General features: G+C 60.0%; 25 protein-coding genes and 1 riboswitch. Of the genes, 15 read left to right on the top strand and 10 right to left on the bottom strand.

Translation table 11 applies throughout. The features are described from left to right. The first annotated feature begins 56 nt into the window (after positions 1–56). From AS026_RS29390 to AS026_RS29375, 4 genes are all read left to right on the top strand, one after another. Positions 57–587: a MarR family winged helix-turn-helix transcriptional regulator gene (locus AS026_RS29390; protein WP_029867647.1), complete on the top strand. Its 531-nt coding sequence runs from the start codon at positions 57–59 to the stop codon at positions 585–587. A 48-nt stretch (positions 588–635) separates the two neighbouring features. Continuing rightward, positions 636–1,286, top strand: coding sequence for a thiamine diphosphokinase (locus tag AS026_RS29385; RefSeq protein ID WP_062373970.1), 651 nt, complete (start codon positions 636–638; stop codon positions 1,284–1,286). 3 nt (positions 1,287–1,289) lie between these two features. Beyond that, complete coding sequence (locus AS026_RS29380; RefSeq protein WP_062373966.1) at positions 1,290–3,116, top strand: ABC-F family ATP-binding cassette domain-containing protein; 1,827 nt, start codon at positions 1,290–1,292, stop codon at positions 3,114–3,116. A gap of 195 nt (positions 3,117–3,311) precedes the next feature. Next, positions 3,312–3,872 (top strand): DUF5666 domain-containing protein, encoded by a 561-nt coding sequence (locus tag AS026_RS29375; RefSeq protein WP_245307687.1) that lies wholly within the window; start codon positions 3,312–3,314, stop codon positions 3,870–3,872. A 4-nt stretch (positions 3,873–3,876) separates the two neighbouring features. Here the strand turns inward: AS026_RS29375 and AS026_RS29370 are convergent, their stop codons facing one another. Continuing rightward, positions 3,877–5,703, bottom strand: coding sequence for an ABC transporter ATP-binding protein/permease (locus AS026_RS29370; protein WP_062373959.1), 1,827 nt, complete (start codon positions 5,701–5,703; stop codon positions 3,877–3,879). A gap of 150 nt (positions 5,704–5,853) precedes the next feature. After that, positions 5,854–5,931, top strand: a riboswitch (SAM riboswitch). 35 nt (positions 5,932–5,966) lie between these two features. On the opposite strand from AS026_RS29370, the gene metA reads away from it, so the two are divergent. The 8 genes from metA (at position 5,967) to AS026_RS42495 (ending at position 12,374) form a co-directional block, all read left to right on the top strand. Then, complete coding sequence (gene metA, locus AS026_RS29365) at positions 5,967–6,890, top strand: homoserine O-acetyltransferase MetA (RefSeq protein WP_018855897.1); 924 nt, start codon at positions 5,967–5,969, stop codon at positions 6,888–6,890. Positions 6,891–7,015: 125 nt separating this feature from the next. Next, positions 7,016–8,038 (top strand): aldose epimerase family protein, encoded by a 1,023-nt coding sequence (locus AS026_RS29360; protein WP_062373956.1) that lies wholly within the window; start codon positions 7,016–7,018, stop codon positions 8,036–8,038. A 111-nt stretch (positions 8,039–8,149) separates the two neighbouring features. Then, complete coding sequence (locus AS026_RS29355; RefSeq protein ID WP_029867622.1) at positions 8,150–8,923, top strand: GntR family transcriptional regulator; 774 nt, start codon at positions 8,150–8,152, stop codon at positions 8,921–8,923. Then, positions 8,920–9,951, top strand: coding sequence for an SIS domain-containing protein (locus tag AS026_RS29350; protein ID WP_062373952.1), 1,032 nt, complete (start codon positions 8,920–8,922; stop codon positions 9,949–9,951). Before AS026_RS29355 ends, AS026_RS29350 begins: the two co-directional genes overlap by 4 nt. Continuing rightward, on the top strand, positions 9,951–11,102 hold the full coding sequence (gene nagA, locus AS026_RS29345) for an N-acetylglucosamine-6-phosphate deacetylase (protein WP_062373949.1): 1,152 nt from the start codon (positions 9,951–9,953) through the stop codon (positions 11,100–11,102). The genes AS026_RS29350 and nagA overlap by 1 nt, the downstream gene beginning before the upstream one ends. 14 nt (positions 11,103–11,116) lie before the next feature. Beyond that, positions 11,117–11,845, top strand: a complete 729-nt coding sequence (locus tag AS026_RS29340; protein WP_062373947.1) for an SIS domain-containing protein — start codon at positions 11,117–11,119, stop codon at positions 11,843–11,845. Positions 11,846–11,986: 141 nt separating this feature from the next. Further along, positions 11,987–12,133 carry a hypothetical protein gene (locus tag AS026_RS42500; RefSeq protein ID WP_167354920.1) on the top strand — a complete coding sequence of 49 codons (147 nt, stop codon included), beginning with the start codon at positions 11,987–11,989 and terminating at the stop codon, positions 12,131–12,133. A gap of 88 nt (positions 12,134–12,221) precedes the next feature. Then, a complete protein-coding gene (locus AS026_RS42495) occupies positions 12,222–12,374 on the top strand; it encodes a hypothetical protein (protein WP_167354919.1) in 153 nt (50 codons plus the stop codon). On the opposite strand, the gene phbB is transcribed toward AS026_RS42495, so the two are convergent. Both phbB and AS026_RS29325 read right to left on the bottom strand, forming a co-directional pair. Continuing rightward, entirely contained in the window at positions 12,371–13,096 is a 726-nt protein-coding gene (gene phbB / locus AS026_RS29330) for a beta-ketoacyl-ACP reductase (protein ID WP_062373944.1), read from the bottom strand. The two genes, AS026_RS42495 and phbB, sit on opposite strands and share 4 nt — an antisense overlap. A 68-nt stretch (positions 13,097–13,164) precedes the next feature. Next, positions 13,165–14,346 carry an acetyl-CoA C-acetyltransferase gene (locus tag AS026_RS29325; RefSeq protein ID WP_025658067.1) on the bottom strand — a complete coding sequence of 394 codons (1,182 nt, stop codon included), beginning with the start codon at positions 14,344–14,346 and terminating at the stop codon, positions 13,165–13,167. A gap of 235 nt (positions 14,347–14,581) precedes the next feature. On the opposite strand from AS026_RS29325, the gene phaR reads away from it, so the two are divergent. Next, the gene (gene phaR, locus AS026_RS29320; protein ID WP_018855907.1) at positions 14,582–15,154 is read left to right on the top strand and encodes a polyhydroxyalkanoate synthesis repressor PhaR; all 573 of its coding nucleotides are present in this window, start codon (positions 14,582–14,584) and stop codon (positions 15,152–15,154) included. A 3-nt stretch (positions 15,155–15,157) separates the two neighbouring features. On the opposite strand, the gene AS026_RS29315 is transcribed toward phaR, so the two are convergent. The 5 genes from AS026_RS29315 to mtgA all read right to left on the bottom strand — a co-directional run bounded on the left by AS026_RS29315 (position 15,158) and on the right by mtgA (position 18,274). After that, a complete protein-coding gene (locus AS026_RS29315) occupies positions 15,158–15,562 on the bottom strand; it encodes a hypothetical protein (protein WP_025658066.1) in 405 nt (134 codons plus the stop codon). Positions 15,563–15,709: 147 nt separating this feature from the next. Next, the gene (rpmF, locus tag AS026_RS29310) at positions 15,710–15,895 is read right to left on the bottom strand and encodes a 50S ribosomal protein L32 (protein ID WP_016556742.1); all 186 of its coding nucleotides are present in this window, start codon (positions 15,893–15,895) and stop codon (positions 15,710–15,712) included. A gap of 156 nt (positions 15,896–16,051) precedes the next feature. Then, positions 16,052–16,699 carry a glutathione S-transferase family protein gene (locus AS026_RS29305; protein ID WP_025658065.1) on the bottom strand — a complete coding sequence of 216 codons (648 nt, stop codon included), beginning with the start codon at positions 16,697–16,699 and terminating at the stop codon, positions 16,052–16,054. Between the two features lie 11 nt (positions 16,700–16,710). Next, positions 16,711–17,430, bottom strand: a complete 720-nt coding sequence (locus tag AS026_RS29300) for a DUF1868 domain-containing protein (RefSeq protein WP_062373941.1) — start codon at positions 17,428–17,430, stop codon at positions 16,711–16,713. A 97-nt stretch (positions 17,431–17,527) separates the two neighbouring features. Continuing rightward, on the bottom strand, positions 17,528–18,274 hold the full coding sequence (mtgA, locus tag AS026_RS29295) for a monofunctional biosynthetic peptidoglycan transglycosylase (RefSeq protein ID WP_025658063.1): 747 nt from the start codon (positions 18,272–18,274) through the stop codon (positions 17,528–17,530). A gap of 134 nt (positions 18,275–18,408) precedes the next feature. On the opposite strand from mtgA, the gene AS026_RS29290 reads away from it, so the two are divergent. Both AS026_RS29290 and AS026_RS29285 read left to right on the top strand, forming a co-directional pair. Beyond that, positions 18,409–19,323 carry a polyprenyl synthetase family protein gene (locus AS026_RS29290; protein WP_062373939.1) on the top strand — a complete coding sequence of 305 codons (915 nt, stop codon included), beginning with the start codon at positions 18,409–18,411 and terminating at the stop codon, positions 19,321–19,323. Between the two features lie 116 nt (positions 19,324–19,439). After that, a complete protein-coding gene (locus AS026_RS29285; RefSeq protein WP_062373936.1) occupies positions 19,440–20,078 on the top strand; it encodes a LysE family translocator in 639 nt (212 codons plus the stop codon). Positions 20,079–20,096: 18 nt separating this feature from the next. Here the strand turns inward: AS026_RS29285 and ispG are convergent, their stop codons facing one another. Together ispG and AS026_RS29275 are read right to left on the bottom strand one after the other, a co-directional pair. Next, entirely contained in the window at positions 20,097–21,347 is a 1,251-nt protein-coding gene (gene ispG, locus AS026_RS29280) for a flavodoxin-dependent (E)-4-hydroxy-3-methylbut-2-enyl-diphosphate synthase (RefSeq protein WP_029867547.1), read from the bottom strand. A 95-nt stretch (positions 21,348–21,442) separates the two neighbouring features. Then, complete coding sequence (locus tag AS026_RS29275) at positions 21,443–22,633, bottom strand: MFS transporter (protein WP_062373933.1); 1,191 nt, start codon at positions 22,631–22,633, stop codon at positions 21,443–21,445. Positions 22,634–22,684 lie beyond the last annotated feature (51 nt).

The following is a 22,684-nucleotide window of genomic DNA, read 5'->3' as shown; positions in this document are numbered from 1 at the left end:
CACTTGATTGACAATGGCATATTTTCAATTGACGCCTGAGATGCTATGTTTCCGCAATGAACGAGAGCTTGACGAATCTGACCGATACTGACGCCGAGACGCACGAGCCGGACATCCTGCGCATTGGGCAAAGCATGACCCGTATGCGTCTCATGACCGGGCGGAGACTGATCGGTCGGCTCGCGATCCAAAGTGTCGCACCGGGCCTCGAGCTGTCACACCTCGACGTGCTGGACGCTGTGCGGCGTGCACATGAGGCTGGCGACGTAACGGTTGGGACGATTGCCGAGATGATGCGGATCGACCCCTCGCGCGCAAGCCGCATCGTCGCTGAAATGGTGGGGCGGAATATTCTGCGGCGAAAGGCATCTCAGGCGGATGCGCGGCGGATCATCGTCGTGATGACGCCGCTCGGGCAGAGGCTGCTGTCGGAAATACGCGCGCAGAAGCTCGCATTCGTTTCCGAAGTGGTCAAAGACTGGAAGCCGGAGGAGATCGAGGCGTTCGGAGAGCTATTCGAGAAGTTCATTTCCGGCTTCGAAAGTGTTTTTGAGGCTCGCGTCAAGGATATCGCTGACGAAGCCTGAGCCGCGGCCCTTTCCCTTCCCCCCTGGTTTGCGCTATGGGCAGTGCCCATGAGCCAATCCACCTTCACCATTCTGCTTGGCGGCGAGTTGCAGATAACCGACCGCTTGCGATATGCCATCTCGGGCAGCCGTTTCATAGCCGCCGATGGTGGCATGCGTCATGCGGCGACACTCGGCGTCGTTCCGGAATTGTGGGTCGGCGATTTCGATTCCACGCCGGCGGATCTCGAAGGCGCTTTTCCTGACGTCCCCAGGCAACCTTATCCCGCTGCCAAGGCCTCAACCGACGGCGAGATTGCGGTTGCGGAAGCGGTCGCCCGCGGCGCGAAACGCCTGGTCTTGGCCGGCGCCCTTGCAGGCGAACGTTCCGACCATGCCATTCAGCACCTGCTCTATGCCGTCAGCCTGGCGGAGCAGGGTTATGACGTACTGCTCACGTCTGGCAGCGAAGAGGCTGTGCCGCTGATTTCAGGCGCAATCGAACTGGACCTGCCACCAGACAGTCTCTTTTCGGTGCCTGGCTTCAGCGAACTTCGCGGCCTGACAATCGAAAACGCGCGCTACCCGCTTGCCGACTTCCATTTGCCCTTCGGCTCGTCACGCACCATTTCCAATGTCGCGAAAGGCAAAGTGCGCTTTTCGCTCGAGAGCGGCCGCGCCATTGTGCTCGCCCGCCCCTATGATCTTTCCGGAGTCTGATCTTTGGCGCCTCCCATTCTGAAACTCGACGACGTCTTTCTCAGCTTCGGCGGCACGCCATTGCTTGCCGGCGCCGCCCTGCAGGTGGAGCCCGGAGACAAGATCTGTCTCGTCGGCCGCAACGGCTCCGGGAAGTCGACGTTGCTGAAGATTGCTGCCGGTCTCGTCGAAGCACAGTCGGGAGAGGTCTTCCGCCACCCCTCCTCGACCGTGCGTTATCTCGAACAGGCTCCCGATTTCACCGGATTCAAGACGGTGCAGGCCTATGCCGAAGCCGGCCTCGGCCCGGGTGACGATCATTATCGCGTCACCTATCTCCTCTCGCATCTCGGCCTCACCGGTGAGGAAGATCCACAAAACCTCTCGGGCGGAGAAGCCCGCCGCGCTGCCCTCGCCCGCGTACTCGCGCCAGAACCCGACATCCTCCTGCTCGATGAGCCGACCAACCATCTCGACCTGCCGACCATCGAATGGCTGGAAGGCGAACTGCAGAAGAGCCGCAGTGCGCTCGTCCTGATCTCCCACGACCGCCGTTTCCTGGAGAAGGTTTCAACGGCAACAGTCTGGCTCGACCGCGGCGCATCGCGGCGGCTCGACAGGGGTTTTGCCCATTTCGAAGCCTGGCGTGACCAGGTTCTGGAGGCGGAAGAGCTCGAGCAGCACAAGCTCGGCAAGGCGATCGAGCGCGAAGAGCATTGGCTGCGCTACGGCGTCACGGCCCGGCGCAAGCGCAACATGCGCCGGCTTGGCGAACTGCAGACCATGCGTACTCAGTATCGCGGCCACAAAGGTCCGCAGGGCACCGTGCAGGCAACGGTTTCCGATGCGCAGGAGTCCGGCAAGCTCGTCATCGAAGCCGAGAAGATCACGAAGACCTTCGGCGACCGGCCGATCGTCGCTCCCTTTTCCATCCGCGTGCATCGCGGTGATTGCATCGGTCTCGTCGGCCCGAACGGCGCCGGCAAAACCACGCTGTTGAAGATGCTGACCGGGCAGCTCTTGCCGGACAGCGGCACGGTCAAGCTCGGGACCAATCTGGAAATCGCGACGCTGGATCAGAAGCGCGAAGACCTCAATCCGGAAGAGACGCTCGCCCATTACCTGACCGATGGCCGCGGCGAGAACCTCCTCGTCAACGGCGAGCAGCGGCACGTGACCGGCTATATGAAGGAGTTCCTGTTCCAGCCCGAGCAGGCACGCACGCCGATCAGGAACCTTTCAGGCGGCGAGCGCGCACGGCTGATGCTGGCCCGCATCATGTCGCGCCCGGCGAATCTGTTGATCCTCGACGAGCCGACCAACGACCTTGATATCGAGACGCTGGATCTGCTGCAGGAAATCGTCGCCGGCTTCCCCGGCACCGTGATTCTCGTCAGCCACGACCGCGATTTCCTCGACCGCACGGTGACGTCGACAATCGCGCCGGCTGTGCCGGATGCACCTGACGGTCGCTGGATCGAGTATGCTGGCGGCTATTCGGACATGCTGGCACAACGAAAGGGCGCTATCGACGAGCGACGGAAGGCCGAGAAGGCGGCGGAACGAGCGAAGCCGCAGGAGGCAGCCGTTTCCGCCGAAACGGCAAAAGGAAAAGGCAAGCTTTCCTACAAGCAGAAGTTCGCGCTCGAAAATCTTCCGAAGGAAATGGCCAAGGCGGAAGCCGAAATCGCCAAGCGCGAAGAGCGGATGGCAGATCCCAGCCTGTTCAGCAAAGACCCCACCACGTTCAATCGCCTGGCGGCCGAGATGGAGAAATTCCGCGACAGCCTGACGAAGATGGAGGAGGAATGGCTGGAGCTTGAGATGCTGCGGGAGGAGTTGGAGGGCTGAGACAGCACACCCCCCCATTCCGCCCCATCTGTTGTTGGGCAAATCTGGCTTCACTTTTCATTGATTCGTCAGCCTTCGACCGGCGGGACTAAGCTGCGCCCCGTAGCCGCAGTTCGTACGACGGCAAGGATGCAGATCATGCCACACAATCTCAACGCATTGACCGGGCTCGTCTGGGCCGCGGGTTTCCTCACTATGGCGTCACACGGCTCGCTTGCCCAGGAGGCGCAACGCGTGCGCGGTGCGATCGAAAGCCTGAACGGCAACACGCTGGTGGTGAAAACACGAGAGGGCACCGAGCAGACGGTAAAATTGAAGCCGGATTGGAAGGTCCGCGGCATCAGGAAGGCTTCCGTGGAAGACATCAAGCCAGGGGATTTCGTTGGCGTCGCCTCGTTGCCGAAAGCCGATGGCGGCGATGGTGCTCTCGAAGTGCTGATCTTTCCAGCAGCCATGAAAGGCACCGGAGAAGGCAGTCGCCCCTGGGACCTGAAGCCGAACAGCACGATGACCAACGCAACCGTGGCTAAGGCCGTCAAGGCAGTCGACGGCCACACCATCACGCTCACCTATCAGGGCAAGGAAAAGACGATATCCATTGCCGACGATACACCCATCGTTACCATCGCGCCTGCGGGAAAGAAGGATCTTGTCGCAGGAGCGCGCGTGATCGTAATGGGTGAAAAAGCTGCGGACGGCACTGTGTCCTCGGCGAATGTCACGGTCGGCACAAACGGCGCCGTACCGCCGATGTAAGTGATCAGAGTGCTGGTGCCGGCGCGTTCGGCGCCTTTGCCACGACCTTCATCTCAGGCTTCGCGTGCAGCGCTTCAAGATGCAGAACGCGTGGCTTGAAAGTCTCGACGTATGTGTCTGACCGACCGATGTAGATCATCGTTGCCTCAGGCATGGAAGCGAGGACCTGCATCATCGTCGATTGCCATTCCGGCTCCATGCCCTCCAGCACTTCGTCGAATACAATCCATTTCGGCCGCACCAGAAGCAGGCGAGCGAAGCCGATCGCCCGCTGCTCGTCAGAGTCAAGCAGCTTGTCCCAGCGGGCGCGGGTATCAAGCCGGGAAACCAGATTTTGGAGGCCTGCCTTTTCCAGCGCCGCAATGACATCGTCATTCTGATAGGCGTCAACAGGTTCCGGAAACGCCAATGCTTCGCGAAGCGTACCACCCGGAATGTAGGCCGACTGCGGGACGAAAAGAATGTCGTCCGTGGGCGGCAAGCCGATCTTGCCGCCGCCGCACGGCCAAAGCTCGGAAAGCGCAAGGAAGAGCAATTTACGATTCACGTTGTGGTCGCCGTTGATCATGACCTTTTCGCCGGCCTTGATCGTCACCGCGCCTTCGTGCATGCGGAAACCACCGCACTGGTCGATGTCCTCACCGATCTTGGCGGCGATCCGGACATGCTCCAGCGTCAGGTTTCCGGAAGGGTTCCGTTCGTACTTGATCGTTCCCTTCATATTGATTTCGTCATTCATGCTGGTGAGCGCCTGCCGGAAATCGGTGACGCGCATCAGCGTGGCGCGCCATTCGGCGATGGGACCGAAATTCGCGACATACCAGCGAAGGGCGGTGTTGACCTGGTTGAAGGCGCCCACGGACACCATCAGCTGGCCAAACGTCAGGCCGCCGGAGAAGTAGGCGGGTGCAGCAACAATGATCGGGATGACAACGACGAGCCAACCGTAGCCGGCCGATACCCAGGTGAGGTTGACGTTGGCCATCGCCACCCGCTTGATGACGGCAAGCACCGCACTGATGTCGGTGTCGATACGTTTCTGCTCATTCTCCTCGCCGCGTGCCACGGTAATCGCCGGCATGTTCTCGTTGGCATGCATCAGCGCGAAGCGAAGCTCTGCTTCCTTCGAGAAACGATCCGCATTGAGCTTTACAAGCTTGCGGCCCACCAGTTGGCTGAGAATCGATGCGGACGCCGCATAAAAGATCGCAGCCCAAACCATATAGCCCGGAATGGAAAAGGAATGCGTGCCGAAACGGAAGATAAAGCCGCTTGAGAGATCCCACAGAACGCCGATGAAACTGATCAGCAGGATCGTCGCCTGCACCAGCCCGATCATCAGGCTCGTGGTGCTTTCCGCGAGGTTGCGGGCGTCTTCGTGCAAGCGCTGATCGGGATTGACGCCGATGAGGCCGCTGGCCGAAAGCCGAAGCGCACGCTTGCGCTGAAGCCACTGGTTGACAAGATCACGCGTCAGGCCTTCGCGCATGTAGACCGCGGTCATCTGATTGAGCCAGGCCTGCACGACGTTGAGCAGCAGCAGCATGCCGGCGATCAACGCGAAGACCTTCAACTGATGGAAGAAGCCGGGCAGATCACGCCGCGCGATGCTGTCGTAAAATGGCGCGTTCCACTGGTTGAGAATGACGGTGGCATAGGCGGTCGCAAGAATGATGGCGATCAGCGCAGTAGCGATCACCAAGACCCTTCCCCGCACGGGCGAATGCCAGAAAGCCGAGAACATGACCCTCAAGCGATAGCCCAGGCTCAGGTCGTATCCTAATCTGTCCTGCCCTTGAATGCTTGGCCTGCCTTTGAGGTCATCTGCCATTACGCGTCCCTAGTCGTCATTCTACTTCAATAAACGTGGTGATTCGCTGTGTCCACCAACAGATTCTAGCAACCTTTAACGTGTGAGTGACTTCGCATCGACCCCACTCTTCGTATGAGCAATTGATTCGCAGCCCGACTGGCGCTATTTAAGGCACTCCGTGGTGATTTGGCCGGCCGGCTTGCAGCCACGTTAAAGAAGTTGCTAAAGGGCCGCGTGCGGACCGATAGCGATATATTCGTTTCTTTGATCGAGTGACCGCAATGCCCATCAAGATCCCCGATACCTTGCCTGCGTTTGAAACCCTGGTTCAGGAAGGCGTACGCGTGATGACCGAGACGGCGGCAATCCGTCAGGACATCCGGCCGCTGCAGATCGGGCTTCTCAACCTCATGCCCAACAAGATCAAGACGGAATTGCAGATGGCCCGCCTGGTCGGCGCTTCGCCGCTGCAGGTGGAGCTTTCGCTCATCCGCGTGGGCAACCATAAAGCAAAGAACACCTCGGAAGACCATCTTCTCGCCTTCTACCAGACGTGGGAGGAAGTGAAGGACCGCAAGTTCGACGGCTTCATCACAACAGGCGCGCCGATCGAGACGCTGCCCTACGAGGACGTGAACTATTGGGGTGAAATGCAGCAGATTTTCGACTGGACGGAAACCAACGTTCATTCGTCGATGAACGTCTGCTGGGGCGCGATGGCCGCGATCTATCATTTCCACGGCGTTCCGAAGTACGAACTCAAGGAGAAGGCCTTCGGTGTCTACCGACACCGGAATCTGAAGCCGTCGTCGGTCTACCTGAACGGTTTCTCCGACAATTTCGAAGTGCCCGTGTCGCGCTGGACCGAGGTTCGCCGCAGCGACATCGAAAAGTCACCAGACCTGGAGATCCTGATGGAATCCAGCGAAATGGGCGTCTGCCTGGTGCATGAACGCAAGGGCAAGCGGCTCTATATGTTCAATCATGTGGAGTACGATTCAACGTCGCTCTCGGACGAATACTTCCGCGACGTGAATGCCGGCGTGCCGATCAAGATGCCGCACAACTATTTCCCGCACAACGATCCGTCGCTGGCGCCGCAAAATCGCTGGCGCAGCCACGCGCACCTGTTGTTCGGCAACTGGATCAACGAGATCTACCAGACGACACCTTACGATCTCAACGACATCGGCAAGGGCAACTGACGGAGCCGATGCCAAGCGGCCGCCGCTTGGTGTGACGGTGCTTCTTTTTTACGACACCCGTTGCGGTTTGCGGCAAATGGGGGCAGGTTCCCTGCCTCAATTAAAGATATATCTGGATGGTCGCTATGTCGGAAATGTTGAAACGGGAAGTTTTTGGGCAAACCCAGTCGGGCGAGACCGTCTATCGTGTCGAGATCAAGGGTGGCGGGCTGACCGCCAAGATCATCACCTGGGGCGCCGTCATTCAGGATCTCCGCCTTGACGGTCACGATGCGCCGCTGCTGCTTGGCTTCGACGATTTTGACACCTACCCCGCCCACTCTTCTTACTTCGGCGCTACGCCTGGGCGCTGCGCAAACCGCATCGGCGGCGGCAAGTTCACATTGGATGGCAAGAACTATCAACTCGATCTCAACGAGAAGGGCGTGACCCATCTTCACGGTGGCAAGGACAACATCGCCAAGCGGAATTGGACAATCGTCGAGCACGATGTCGACCGCGTCGTGTTGAAGATAGTCGATCCCGACGGTCGGGGCGGCTATCCGGGCAACTGCACCATCCAGGCAACCTACTGGGTACACGGCAACGGCGAATTTTCTGTGACCTACGAATCGACCAGTGATCAGCCGACGATCGCAAACGTCTGCCAGCATGCCTATTTCAACCTCGACGGCCGCGACGATGCGCTCGGCCACGACATCATGATTGCAGCCGACGGCTACCTCGTGACGAACGAGTTGCAGATCCCGACCGGAGAGGTACGGCCCGTCGCCGGAACGGTGTTTGACTTCCGCGAGATGTCGCCCATGAAGCGGTTCGACGGCAGCGAACAGGCACTCTACGATCACAATTTCTGCCTCTCCACTGAACGCACCGCAAAGCGCTCCGTCGCGCTTGCCCGCAGCCTGAACTCAGGCGTTTCGCTGGAAGTTCGCACGACGGAGCCCGGCGTACAGTTCTACGCCGGCTTCAAACTCGACGTGCCTGTGCCAGGCCTCGATGGACGCAAGTATGGTCCCTTCGCCGGCTTCTGCCTGGAAACACAGATCTGGCCGGATGCGATCAACCACGAGGGCTTCCCCGATGCCGTTTTGCGCCCGGGTGAAGTGTTGCGTCAGGAAACGGATTACATTTTCTCGAAGAGCTAACGCACTCGCCTTGTTCTCGAATGAGCCAACCCTCGCAGGCATCCTGCGGGGGTTTTTTTGCGCGTCATTTCTTGCTTGCGATTGGTTCTAAATAGGTTCTATTATCGCCAAATGGATAGAACCAGTCTGATAGCGGAACTGAACAGCCGTGGCCTGCGCGACGAGGCGTTGACCGGGCCGCTTTACAAGCGGCTGGCGCAGGCACTAACCGGTTTGATCCAGGAAGGGTTGCTGAAGCCCGGAACGGCGCTCCCCGGCGAGCGCGATCTGGCCGAAGCCTTGAAGGTCGGGCGTGTCACCGTTCGGACCGCTTATCGCGACCTGATGAATTCCGGCACGCTCGAGTCGCGGCATGGAAGCGGCACCTTCGTTTCCAGCAAGGTCGAGCGCATGGAACAGTCGCTGTGGCGGCTCTCATCGTTTTCTGCCGACATGCGCTCGCGCGGTCGCGCTCCGGCCGCAAGGATCTTGTCTCGGACAGTCAACACGCCATCTCCGGAAGAGGCTTTCCTGCTTGGCCTTGGGCTTGATGAACCTGTTCTTCGCCTCGATCGTCTGCGCCTTGCCGACGGGCTGCCGCTTGCCATCGAACGCGCTGTCGTGCCGATAAAGTTTCTCGGCGAAGGCGGTGGCGGCGAGGGATCTCTTTATGAAGCGCTCGCGGCGAACGGCCACCGTCCGGTCCGAGCGCTGCAGAGATTGACGGCGGTCACACTCGATCCGTCGTCGGCCGCTGCGCTTAACGTGAATGCCGGCGCGCCCGCACTGCTGATCGAACGTGTGTCGCGTCTGGAGGACCAGCGTGTCGTTGAATACACCCGCTCCCACTATCGTGGTGATGCATATGATTTTGTTGCGGAATTGAGAATCGGAGATGACCTATGAGTGAAAGCCCATCGCTAATGTTGCAGGAAGCCGGCCAGTCACCGGAAGTCGTCGCAACCCTGCTGCAGAAAGAAAAGCCCGTCCTCGACGAAATTGCAAAGCTGTTTGCATCGGGCGCTCCGAGCGTCGTGACGACCGCGGCGCGCGGCTCTTCGGACCACGCCGCGACCTTCTTCAAATACCTGTTCGAGATCACCTGTGGCGTGCCAGTCGCATCGGTTGGCCCTTCGATCGCCTCGGTCTACGGCGCATCGCTGCATCTGAAGGGTGGCATCCACTTCACAGTGTCGCAATCCGGCGCGAGCCCCGACATCGTTGCCTTGCAGGATGCGGCAAAACGCGGCGGCGCAACGACGATCGCTGTCGTCAACGTCACCGATAGTCCGCTTGCCAAGCAGGCCGACATCGTTCTCGGGCTCAATGCGGGCGCCGAAAAGAGCGTAGCTGCGACCAAGTCCTTCATCGCCTCGGTCGCCGCGCTTTCCGGTGTCACGGCCGCCATCAGCGGCAAGCGCGATCTGCATGCCTCCCTGGAAAATCTGCCCGATGCCCTCCAGGCAACCAGCGGCATCGATACGAAGGCGGCAGAGGATGTCCTATTCAACGCCAGCTCGCTCTACACCGCCGGTCGCGGCCCCGCTTTCGCCATTGCCCTTGAGGCAGCCTTGAAAGCCAAGGAGACGGCAGGCCTGCATGCAGAAGCCTTCTCCCTTGCCGAGCTGATGCATGGTCCGATGCGCCTTGTTCAGCCTGGCTTTCCGATCGTCGCTTTCGCGCCCGATGATCCGGCCTTCAGCAACAACGTCCAGGCGCTGGAGCGACTGCAGAAGCTGGGCGCCACCACCGTGCCGTTCTCGGCCAAGCCGGTTTCCGGGATCAATGTCCAGGTGCCGACGACCGGCAGCGGGTTGCTCGACCCACTCGTTTCGCTGCTCGTCTACTACCGCCTGATCGAGTCGGTCACCCGTCGGAAAGGATTCGACCCCGACAAGCCGGCCAACCTGCTCAAGGTCACGGAGACGATGTGATGGTTCGCAAGATCTTCTCCGGCGCGCGGATCTTCGATGGTCAGCGCTTCCATGACGACAAGGCGCTCATTGTCTCGAACGGCCGCGTCGAGGCAATTGCGGCGGCAGGCGAACTGCCTGACGGTGAGCACACGCGCTTTGAAGGCGGCGTGCTTTCCGCGGGTTTCATCGATGCGCAAGTGAACGGCGGTGGTGGCCGGATGCTCAACGACGAGCCGTCGCCGGCCTCCATGTACATGATTGCCGAAGGTCATCGCCCTTACGGAACGACTGCGCTGCTACCGACACTGATCACCGATACCGCGGACGCGACAGCAGCGGCAATCGAGGCAGCCAAGGAAGCCGTCAAGTCGAACCGCGGCGTGGCGGGTCTGCACCTCGAGGGCCCGCATCTGGCGCCTGCCCGCAAGGGAGCACATCTTGCCGAGCTCATGCGCCCCGTCGAAGACAGGGACGTGAAGGCGTTCATCGCGGCCAAGGAGGCGATCGGCACCCTGCTGGTAACGATGGCGGCCGAACAGGTCACGGCGAAACAGGTGCGCGAACTCAGCGAAGCCGGTGTCACCGTCAGCATCGGCCATTCCGATTGCTCCAGCGAGGCGGCAGAGGCACGGTTCGATGCCGGCGCACGTGGCGTCACCCATCTTTTCAATGCAATGAGCCAACTTGGCCATCGGGCGCCCGGCTTGGTCGGTGCGGCCATCGATCACCCCTCGGTCTGGTGCGGCACCATCGCCGACGGCCATCATGTCGATCCGAAGGCGCTTCGAACCGCGCTTCGTGCCAAGCGGGGTGAGGGCAAGCTCTTTTTCGTCACTGACGCGATGTCGCTGGTTGGATCGGAGCAAGACTCTTTCACGCTGAACGGTCGTACGGTTCGGCGCGAAAGGGGCGGATTCTGCTCGAAGCTGGTTCTTTCGGATGGCACGCTTGCCGGCTCCGATGTCGATATGGCGTCCACCATCCGCTACGGGGTTAACTATCTCGAACTGACCCTCGCGGAGGCCCTTCGCATGGCGACGTCCTACCCGGCGCGCTTCCTGCGCCTTGACGACCGCGGACACCTGTCACCGGGCGCCCGGGCCGATCTGGTGCATCTCACCGACGCCCTGGAGGTCACACGGACCTTCATCAGCGGTGAAGCCGCCTAGAAAGCGAGGATGTGATGACCGCGATCACCGATGCTTATTTTTCCAATCTGATTGGCCGGCTCGAGGCTTTGAAGACGGAACTCGCCGAGCCCATGGCTTTGGCGGCCAAAGCGATCCTGGAAGCCGCCCGCAACGACAAGCGGGTCTATGTGTTCGGCACCGGGCACTCGCATATGCTGGCGGAAGAGGTCCACTATCGAGCAGGCGGCCTCGCTTTGACGATCCCGGTCCTCGTCGGTTCCGCAATGCTGCACGAGGGTGCCGTAATCAGTTCAGTTTACGAGCGCACGCAAGGATTGGTGCGACCGGTACTCGAACGCTATGGCATGCAGCCCGGCGACGTCATCATCATCGCATCGAACTCCGGCGTGAATGCAGCGCCGATCGAAGCTGCCGATTATGGCCACGAAATCGGCGCCAAGGTGATCGCGATCACGTCGGTCTCCTATTCGAGTGCGATTGCAAACGGCCGACGGCGGCTGGCCGACATCGCCGATATCGTGCTGGACAACGGTCTTCCCCCTGGCGATGCGGTGATTGCGCTCCCGGGCACGGAGCTAAAGGTCGGCCCGGTTTCCACGGCGATCGGTGCAACGGTCCTCAACGCGATCTTCGCAGAGGTTGCTTTGGAGCTTGCGAAGAGCGGCGACGCACCGATCTATCTCAGCGCCAACATGCCGGGCGCTGCAGCGGTGAACCAGCGGCTGGTATCAAAATACCGACCCCGCAATCCGCACCTTTAGGAGAGCTCGGCGCCCGATTGTCAACGCCACGCCGACAGTCGGTCGCCAAAGTTCAATCTACCGGACCGTGCGAGTGAGGCGCATATTTCTTTCAAGAACAGCGGCGAGCCACGTCCCGCCGACTTGGAAAGGAACGGTCCCATGACCCAGATTATCTTGAATTCCGCGGTCGCCATCCTGATTGCGGCTGCAGTCGTGACAACGGCCGCTGCCGCTCTTCGCGGCGAAGATCGCGCAATGCAAAAGGTGCCGGTCAGGGCTAAGGCAAGGCGTCACCCAAAGGGCTGAAAGACAGCCTAATAATTCCTCAAATCCGCCCCAATATCGACACCGGTTTGAACGACCAATGGGCCGTGGGGAATTCGGAGTGCAGGGCATGACCAGAATTATCGGCGCAGCCGCAATATTGACGATCGCCATGGCGACCTATGCGGCATACTTGAATCCGTACGATACGCGTAGCCAGCAAGGCCGCTATTCGCAGCAGATCGAGAGCCACGATAACGGCCTTACAGCCTCCATCCGCTAAACGAACAACTGGCCGCCATTGGCGCTGAGCGTCGATCCGGTAATGAAACCCGCATCATCGGAAACCAGGAAGACGACGCAGCGGGCAACCTCTTCAGGCTCGCCCAAGCGGCCTACCGGAATCTGCGGAATAATCCGTTCATTGAGGACTTTCTCCGGGACTGCGAGAACCATTTCCGTCCCGATATAACCTGGGCAGATCGCATTCACGGTGATGTTCTTGGCAGCACCCTCCTGCGCGAGTGCCTTGGTGAAGCCGAGGTCACCTGCCTTGGCAGCCGAATAGTTCGCCTGCCCCATCTGCCCCTTCTGGCCGTTGATCGAAGAGATGTTGACAATGCGCCCGTAGCTTCGGTCGCGCATGCCGCCCCAGACCTGGTGCGTCATGTTGAAGAGTCCGGTGAGGTTGGTGTTGACGACCTCGTGCCACTGTTGCGGCGTCATCTTGTGGAACATTGCGTCCCGGGTGATGCCGGCGTTGTTGACAAGGACGTCGACCGGACCCAGTTCAGCCTCTACCTTCGCGATGCCCTCACCGCATGATGCATAGTCGGAAACATCCCATTTGAAGACGGGAATGCCTGTCGTGCTGTGAAAGGCGTTCGCCTTCTCGTCGTTGCCCGCGTAGTTGGCGGCAACTGCATAGCCTGCATTCTTCAGTGCGACGGAAATCGCGGCGCCAATGCCGCGGGTACCACCAGTGACAACAGCCACCCTGCTCATGTTCCGCTCCCTCATTTGAAGGCCCCGCTATCCTGCGGGGCTCAGGTTATGGTTGGATTGCCTGCTGTTCAAAGAGCTTCAAAGCACATCGCGACGCCCATGCCGCCACCGATGCACAACGTCGCCAATCCCTTCTTGGCGCCACGGCGCTTCATCTCGAAGAGGAGCGTGTTGAGCACCCGCGCGCCGGACGCGCCGATTGGGTGACCGATCGCGATCGCGCCACCGTTGACGTTGACGATCGAAGGATCCCAGCCGAGGTCCTTGTTGACCGCGCATGCTTGCGCGGCAAAGGCTTCGTTTGCTTCGACCAGATCGAGATCGCCGACAGACCAACCCGCTTTTTCCAGCGCCTTGCGCGACGCTGGGATCGGTCCGGTTCCCATGACCTGCGGATCAACGCCTGCCGTAGCCCAGGAAACAATGCGGACGAGCGGCTGGATACCACGACGGGAGGCCTCAGCTTCAGTCATAAGCACGGCTGCAGCAGCGCCATCATTCAGGCCGGAGGCATTCGCCGCGGTCACCGTGCCTTCCTTGTCGAAGGCAGGCCGCAGTTTGGCCATCGAATCGAACGTGGCGCCATGACGGATGTACTCGTCGGCGTCGACAGTCACGTCGCCTTTTCGTGTCTGAATGACGAACGGAATAATTTCATCGGCGAAGCGACCGGCCTTTTGTGCAGCTTCCGCCTTGTTTTGTGACGCGACGGCAAAGCGGTCCTGCTCCTCGCGCGAGAGCTGCCACTGGCGGGCAATGTTCTCGGCGGTGATGCCCATGTGATAGCCGTAGAAGGCGTCTGTCAGGCCATCCTTGATCATGGTGTCGACCATCTTCATGTCGCCCATTTTGACGCCGGCGCGCAGATGCGCAGCATGCGGCGCCATCGACATCGACTCCTGGCCGCCGGCGACGATGATCTTTGCGTCACCGAGCGCGATCTGCTGCATGCCGAGCGCGACGGCCCGAAGGCCGGAGCCACAGAGCTGGTTGACTCCCCATGCCGTCGCCTCCTTGGGAACACCCGCCTTCATCGCCGCCTGGCGGGCCGGGTTCTGGCCTTCGCCAGCTGGAAGAACTTGGCCGAGAATGACTTCATCGACTTCGCTGGCATCGACGCCTGCGCGCTCCAGCGCACCTTTGACCGCGGCCGCACCCAGTTCATGGGCCGGAACGGTGGCGAACGCGCCATTAAATGAGCCAACGGCTGTGCGGCCTGCACTAGCGATGACGATGGATGAACTCGACATGACGATCTCCTGTTAGCTCCATCAGATACAGAGGAAACTGACAAAGCTTCAGCGCCAAGTCAAACGACAAGACGCTAACATTCAATTTTAGGCACTGCTTAGGCTAGGGCAAATTATCTCTGCTGCAAAAGGGGTTGCCGCATCGCACAAAGAGATTGTCACTGGGCTTCGTTTGCGTCTACATTCCTCCGTGGAGGAATTTCCATAACAATCAGACGGGCTTCGGGAGACTGATATGGCGAAGAATGACGGGCAGATCGTAATCAAGAAATACGCCAATCGCCGCCTCTACAACACAGGTACCAGCACTTACGTAACGTTGGAAGACCTGGCGGAGATGGTAAAGAAGGGGGAGGATTTTACGGTCCAGGATGCAAAGAGCGGGGACGACATTACCCACTCGGTACTGACACAAATCATTTTCGAACAGGAATCCAAGACGGGCAACACGCTCCTGCCGATCTCGTTCCTCCGCCAGCTGATTACCTATTACGGCGACCAGATGCAGATGGTCGTACCGAGCTTCCTGGAACACTCCATGCGCGCCTTTACAGAACAGCAGGCGCAGATGCGCGAGCAGGTCACGCGCGCTTTCGGCGAAACGCCGATCGGCAAGAACCTGCAACTGCCGATGCAATTGGTCGAAGACCAGGTCCGTCGCAATACCGAGATGTTCCAGCAGGCCATGCAGATGTTCTCGCCGTTCATGACGCCACCGGCCAAGGAGAGCCGCAAAGCGGAAGCAAAGGACATCGACGAGCTGAAGGAACAACTGCGCGCCCTTCAGAACAAGCTCGATAGTCTCTAAGCGTCAGAGCCCGATCGAAACATCGCGCCTGGCGGTGCGAATAGATACGGCAAAGCCGCCAATCACATCGATCAACACAATCGTCATCAGGATGAAGAAAACCTGGGTGGCCGCATCCTGGACGAGGAGAAACTCGACCAGGAAGGCAATAAAGACGAGCATCGACAACATGTGATTGGTAAGGCTGCCGTAATAGCGGGTCGCCTTCAGTATTTCGAAGAACAGGACTGCAAGCGCGATGACGATGAAGAGGTCGCCGAGCGACATGCTCCACATGGCCCCCGAAATCATCGACAAAACGATGACATCGTTTTCGAGCGATGGAAGCCCGCCGCCGCCCATCAAGCCCAGCATCGACATATTGTAGAGAATGAACGGAATAATCATCAGCGGTATAGCATTGAACATGTGGCAATATCTCCCCCAGCGAGAGAATAGTGCCGTAAATCGCCGCGTGACTTCAAGCCATCCAAAGAATGTATCTGTCGTCGGAAAAAGCAAAAGGCCGGCACATGGCCGACCTCGCAAGTCTTACCCAGACGGAGCGCAAATGTATTATGCGCTTTCCTTCGGCGTCAGAACCTGACGGCCGCGATACATACCGGTCTTCAGATCGATATGGTGCGGACGGCGCAGTTCGCCGGAGTTCTTGTCTTCAACGTAGGTCGCAGCCTTCAGCGCGTCGGCAGAGCGGCGCATACCGCGCTTGGACGGGCTCGTTTTTCTCTTCGGTACAGCCATTTCTCTTACTCCACTTCACGGGCAAACACATCCTACGGCCAGACCGGCGGCCGAAACGACGTGTCGCGATTTCGGAAATTTTGCGCGCTTATACATGCCTTGAGGGGGCTTGACCAGTCCCCAAGCTTATTTTTTGAGATTCCTGCGATTCAAGGGTCAGACCTCGTCTTCCTCGACAATCCAGGGCTCGGCTCGCGCCGCCTCTTCCCACTTTTTCCAGGCGGGATGCGCCTTGACGGCTGCAATATAACTGAGCGTGTCGCCGGCAGATACCAGGTCGTATACCTCGAAACGACTGACAACCGGCGCGAACATCGCGTCGGCGCCTGAAAAACCGCCAGAAAGGAACGGCCCGCCGGAGTGGGCGCGCAGGTCGCGCCAGATCGTCTCGATGCGGGCGACATCGGCCATGACCCCGTCAGCAAGCGCGATCTTGCCCTTCGGCCGCCGGATATTCATCGGGCAAGCGCTCCGCAGGGCTCTGAAACCCGCAAGCATTTCCATGGAAACAGCGCGCGCGACCGCTCGCTTCCCACGCTCCTTTGGCCATATCCCGGCTTCCGGGAAGAGTTCGGCAACATATTCGATGATCGCCAGTGACTGCCAGACACGAACATCGCCGTGCTGAAGCACAGGGACCTGCCCCGTTGGCGAGAACTCCCTGAAGCGCGGATTGCCGGCGGGAAAATCGAAGGGAACCAGCACCTCCTCGAAGGGAATGCCAGCGGCCGTCATGGCGATCCATGGCCGAAGCGACCAGGACGAATAGTTCTTGTTGCCGATGTAGAGCGTGAGCTTGTCCATGAAATCTCCCTTTACGCTGCAGGCGCGAACACAAGCCGCTCATCGAAATGGTTCATATCGTCGAAAGAGCAGAAGGCCGGAGGCTTCAATTCTATCACCGGAGCGGTTTCGCGCAGTGTGGCAAGCACGCTATCGAGCATAGCCTGCCATGCCGGGAGCGCCGCTTCCGGCAGCCTCGCGATCGGATAGCAGAATGTGACGTGGAATGCATAGGTGTCATGATCCGGGTGCCGGTAACCGAACACAGGGGCGAACGCATCACGCCATTCCTTCATGATCCGCCGGTCCGCTGCGGTAATGCCGTCCACCGCAAGTCCGACTGGCGTGACCTCCGTGACTTCAACCTCAAACGGGCCCAGTGGCTCGAAGAATTGCAACCGATCCAGAAAGATCTCATTCATGCGCTCGATCCCAGTGTCAAACGCCACATCCGCCGGCCAATAAGGCGGCGTGCGGCGATACTCGATAATACCCTGAAACAGGGTCATGTGCAGGCTGGAGATCGGCGTGAAGGCGAACTGCGAAGCTTCCGGCATCGCCAGAAACGTCTCACGCGCTTCAACGATCGCCTGCTGCGAGCGCGATCCCTCGACCAGATGACAGACGACCGTATTGCCGGGCTCGCGCAGAAACGTCCCAGTTGCGTCGTAGCGGGTCCCGAGATGCCTCGGCGGGACAGGATTATGAATGGCGGAATAGGTCAGAAGGCTGGGCGAAAGGGCAGAAATCATCGCTGGTAATCCGGTCGTTGATGGCGGGATTTCCGTCCATAATTTTAAAGCACGAATGCCAGATGACACTCATGAGCACCAACGACTTATTGCGATATCAATCATAAATGCATCTGATGTAATCGCCCGACCCTCGTGCGCGCCGCTCGATCAGGCCGGCGAGCCGTCGCAAGCCACGCCCGGGCTTGCCGGCGTTGCGATCGAAGGGGTTGGGAAGCGACACGGCAAGAAGAGCGGCCTGCCGACTGGTCAATTTCGATGCCGGCACGTTGAAATGGTGACGTGCCGCGGCCTCGATGCCGTATATCCCCGGCCCCCATTCGGCAATGTTGAGATAGATCTCCATCAGGCGCCGCTTCGACCAGACGAAATCTGCGGTCACAGCCAACGGCAGCTCCATCGCCTTGCGAACGAAGGACCGGCTATTCCACAGGAACAGGTTCTTCACCGTCTGCATCGGGATCGTACTGCCGCCACGGGTCGCCTGGCCGCTCAGCGTATCCTCCAACAACATCCGCATCTCGCCCCAATCGACACCGCCGTGGAAGCAATATTGTCCATCCTCGGACATCATCACCGACTGGACGAGAACCGGCGAGATATCGTCGAGCGATACCCATTGCCGGTCGTAGCCGCGCAGCAGCACCAGATCGCGAAGCATGAGCGTGGAAACGGGGTGAACGAAAGGCAGCAGATAGAGGACAATCAGGACATAGGGAAGAATGACGAGCGCCGCCAGTGCGAGAGCGATGCGCATGATCACGGGCCGGCCCTTGAGCCAAAACAACGCGTGCCTGTGAAACGGCACGGTCATGCTTTCCTCTCTCTCCGGCGTGATGTCCAATTCCCCGACCCAGTCTCTTGCCCTTCTCCTCCATACCGTTTGCGAACTGGCATTGCCAGAGACAAAGGAAATCTTCGCCGGATGATCGACAATTCCGTTGCAGAGGGAAGGCAGCTCATGCCAAACAGCGCGCCATGGACGCAAGCTCTGAAACATTCGAAGCCAGATTGACGGCCACCGCGCGCGAGGTCGAGGCTGTGCTCGACACTCTGCTGTCATCATCCGTATTGAACGGCGAGATCGTCCGTCCGGAACGGCTGCGTTCAGCCATGCACTATGCCAGCCTGAACGGCGGCAAGCGGCTCCGCCCTTTCCTGGTCATCGAGGCGGCATCGCTGCTCGGCGGGGACAGAGACGCGGCGCTGCGTGTGGGCGCGGCACTCGAATGCGTGCACTGTTATTCGCTGGTTCACGACGATCTGCCGGCAATGGACGACGACGACCTGCGTCGAGGCAAACCGACCGTGCACATCGCCTACGATGAGGCGACCGCCATCCTCACTGGCGATAGTCTGCTCACCTATGCCTTTGACATCATCGCTGCGCCCGAAACGAAATTGCCCGATGCCGCCAAAGTGGTGTTGACGCTCGCGCTGGCGCGAGCCGCAGGCATCGGAGGCATGGCAGGCGGTCAGGCACTCGACCTTGCCGCCGAGAAGCAAGCGCCGGACGAACAAGGCATCGTGACGCTGCAGGCCATGAAAACAGGCGCGCTCATCCGCTTTGCCTGCGAAGCCGGCGCCATCATTGCCGGCGCTTCGCCAGAGGATCGTACACGACTGCGTCAGTTCGGCGAGAGGATCGGCCTCGCCTTCCAGCTCGCGGACGACATTCTCGATCTCACCTCCGATGCAGCCACAATGGGCAAGGCGACGGGTAAGGACGCCGGTCGCAGCAAGGGCACATTGGTGGCACTGCACGGCATGGCATGGGCGGAAGCCAAGCTTGCCGAGCATGTGCGCGAGGCCGAAGCACTGCTGTCTCCCTATGCCGGGCGCGGCACAGTTCTGACTGAAGCAGCTCGCTTCATTGCCGGACGCAAGAGCTGAAAAAGCGTCACCGAGACAATATTTCCGCCACCTGACGAGATGCAGTCCCTTGTCGTTCGCTTGGAGCCGGGCCAAAAAAACCGGCAATAGCCGAGTGGCCGAACAAGAGACGCAAGATGCATGAGATCCTGACCTACCTGCCGCAGATCCTGCCGGCCTACGTCGCCTATCTGATCGCCGTCATCAGCCCTGGCCCGGCAATCATGGCCATCGTGTCGACGTCGATGACGCATGGCCGGAAGGCAGGCATGACCATCGCGCTTGGCATCTTCGCGGGTTCGTTCACCTGGGCATGCGCCGCCGCTCTCGGTCTTGCGACCATCCTCCAGACCTACGCCATCGCGCTTGAGATCCTGAAGGTCTTCGGCGGCCTCTATCTGCTTTATCTCGCCTACAAGGCCTTCAAGGCCGTACGCGCCAACAATGACCTGCCGACAGCTGTCGTGCAGAAGAACCTTTCGACGCGGGCCCTGTTGCTGCGCGGCTATGGTATCCACATCACCAATCCGAAGGCCATCTTCGCATGGCTGGCGATCATCGCGCTCGGCATGCCGCAGGGCGCGCCGGCACCCGTCGCCGGCCTGATCAGCGGAGTGTGCATGGTGACAGGCTTTACCGTCTTCATGGGATACGCAGTGTTGTTCTCGACACCACATGCGTTGAAGATTTACCGCAACATACGCCGCTGGATCGAAGGGGCTATGGCCGCCTTCTACTGTGTTGCGGGGCTGAAGCTGCTGACCAGCCGAATCTGAGCGTTTTCGATTGCCGCTTTATTCGGCGGCCGTCTTCTGCCCGAAGCGCTTTTCGATGTAGTCGACCACGAGCGCCTCAAAGTCAGAAGCGATGTTCGGTCCGCGCAGGGTCAACGCCTTCTTGCCGTCGATGAACACCGGCGCCGCCGGCGTTTCGCCGGTGCCGGGCAGGGAGATGCCGATGTCGGCGTGCTTGCTTTCACCTGGTCCGTTGACGATGCAGCCCATGACCGCAACGTTCAGCGCTTCGACACCCGGATATTTCTCGCGCCAGACCGGCATGTTCTTGCGAAGGTCGTTCTGGATGTTCTGCGCCAGTTCCTGGAATACGGTCGAGGTCGTGCGCCCGCAGCCGGGACAAGCCGCAACGACAGGCACGAACTGGCGGAAGCCCATCACCTGCAGCAGCTCCTGGGCAACCTGCACTTCGCGCGTCCGGTCGCCATTCGGCTCCGGCGTCAGCGACACGCGGATCGTATCGCCGATCCCCTGCTGCAGCACATAGCCCATGGCAGCCGATGAAGCGACGATCCCCTTGCTGCCCATGCCGGCTTCGGTAAGGCCGAGATGCAGGGCATGGTCGGAGCGTTCGGAGAGCATCGAATAGACGGCGATCAGATCCTGGACCTGGCTGACCTTGGCCGACAGAATGATCCGGTTGCGCGGCAGACCGATCTCTTCGGCCAGATTGGCCGAGATCAAGGCGGACTGCACGATCGCCTCACGCGTCACTTGGCGCGCCGAGAGCGGTGACCCGGCCTCGGCGTTCTGGTCCATCAGCGCCGTCAGCAATTCCTGATCCAGCGAGCCCCAGTTCACGCCAATGCGCACCGGCTTGTCGTAGCGGATCGCCATCTCGATGATGTCGCCGAACTGCTTGTCCTTCTTGTCCTTGAAGCCGACGTTGCCCGGATTGATACGGTATTTCGCCAGCGCCTCGGCGCAAGCCGGATGGTCGGCAAGAAGCTTGTGGCCGATGTAGTGGAAATCACCGACGAGCGGGACGTCCATGCCAAGGCGCAGCAGCCGTTCGCGAATTTTCGGAACCGCGGCCGCGCTCTCGTCGCGGTCGACGGTGATGCGGACAATCTCGGACCCCGATTTGAAAAGAGCCGCCACCTGCGCAACGGTGGAGTCGATATCCGCAGTGTCGGTATTCGTCATCGACTGGACGACAACAGGCGCGCCCCCACCCACGATGACACCACCAACATCGACCGCAACGGATGCGCGGCGCGGCTTCGGATCAAAATCTGCAGCAGAAGACATATAGAGTCTTGAACCCCTGAAATTCGTGTCTTTCAGGTGGATCATGCCCGCTTTGTTGTCAACCGCCCCGCACATCACTTTTACTTGGAGCCGTCTCAGTGACCGCCACCCGAGATGCCGTCGGCATAGCGTGCAAGGTTCGAGAACAGCAGTACGACGACAAGCAACACCGGCAACGCCATGAAGACGACACTGAATCCGATATGCTCCGCCACAAAGCCGATCGCGGAGGGAGCCACCAACATTCCGGAATAGCCCATGGTGGTTACCACAGAGAGGCCAATGCCGGCGCGCAGGCCCGGAATATTGCCGGCAGCCGAAAACGCAATCGGAACCATGTTCGAGATCCCGATGCCGCAAAGCGCAAAGCCCAGGATCGCAATTTCCGCATTGGGCGCAAAGGCGGCGAGCAGCATGCCTGATATCGCAAACAGCGTGCAGATCCTAAGCGTCAACACGCCGCCAAGCCGGTCGCGAACAAGATCGCCGCCAAACCGCATGACCGACATCGTCAGCGAAAACGCCGCAAAGCCGAAGCCGGAAAGCGCCACCGATGCTCCCAGTTCCTCACGCAGGTAGAGCGCGCCCCAATCCAGCACCGCGCCCTCGGGAACCATGGAGAACAGCGCCATCAAGCCGATCAGCCACGGCAGCGGCACCAGTGGCAGCCGAAGCTTTTCCTTCTTCTCGTCGGGATGCGGAGGGTCCGCGAGGATCATCCTCCAGGCGACGCCCAGAACGATCGCCGCAAGCGCAGTCGCAATCTGCGCATGCCAGAGCACACCGACCTTGGCGATCAGCAGGCCACCGAGGCCGGCGCCGATCAAACCGCCCAAACTCCAGAAGGCGTGGCACGAGGACATGATCGACCGCCGCATCGATTGCTCGACCGCAACCGCATTCGCATTCATGGCAACGTCCATGGCTCCCATGAAGCCGCCAAACAGAAAGATCGAGATCGCCCCTGTCGCAACGTTCGGCGCAAGCGTCAGTGCAAGCAGCGCAGGCAGAAGGCACACCGCAGCGATCTGCGCGACAAGTTTCGAGCCATAGCGCGCGATTTGCGCCCCCGCGATTGGCATCAGGGTAAGCGAACCGACACCAAGAACCAGGATCATCAGACCCAACTGAAACTTGCTCAGCTGCAGGCGCTCTGCGAATTCGGGAATTTTCGGCGCCCAGCAGCCAACGATGAAGCCATTGACGAGAAACAGCAGCGAAACCGCTATCCTGTTCTTCGTTACGTAGCCGCTTCTAACCATCGGCGCTGTGTTAACGTGATCCATGTCTCTTCCCACAGTGTCTCGACGTCGGCACTCGCCCGACGCGTTTCTTGA

The sequence above is a fragment of the Rhizobium altiplani genome, from assembly GCF_001542405.1.
In the GTDB taxonomy this organism is placed as follows: Bacteria; Pseudomonadota; Alphaproteobacteria; order Rhizobiales; family Rhizobiaceae; genus Rhizobium; species Rhizobium altiplani.
The sequence above is the reverse complement of the archived record's forward strand: the minus strand, read 5'-3'. Positions and strand labels throughout refer to the sequence as shown.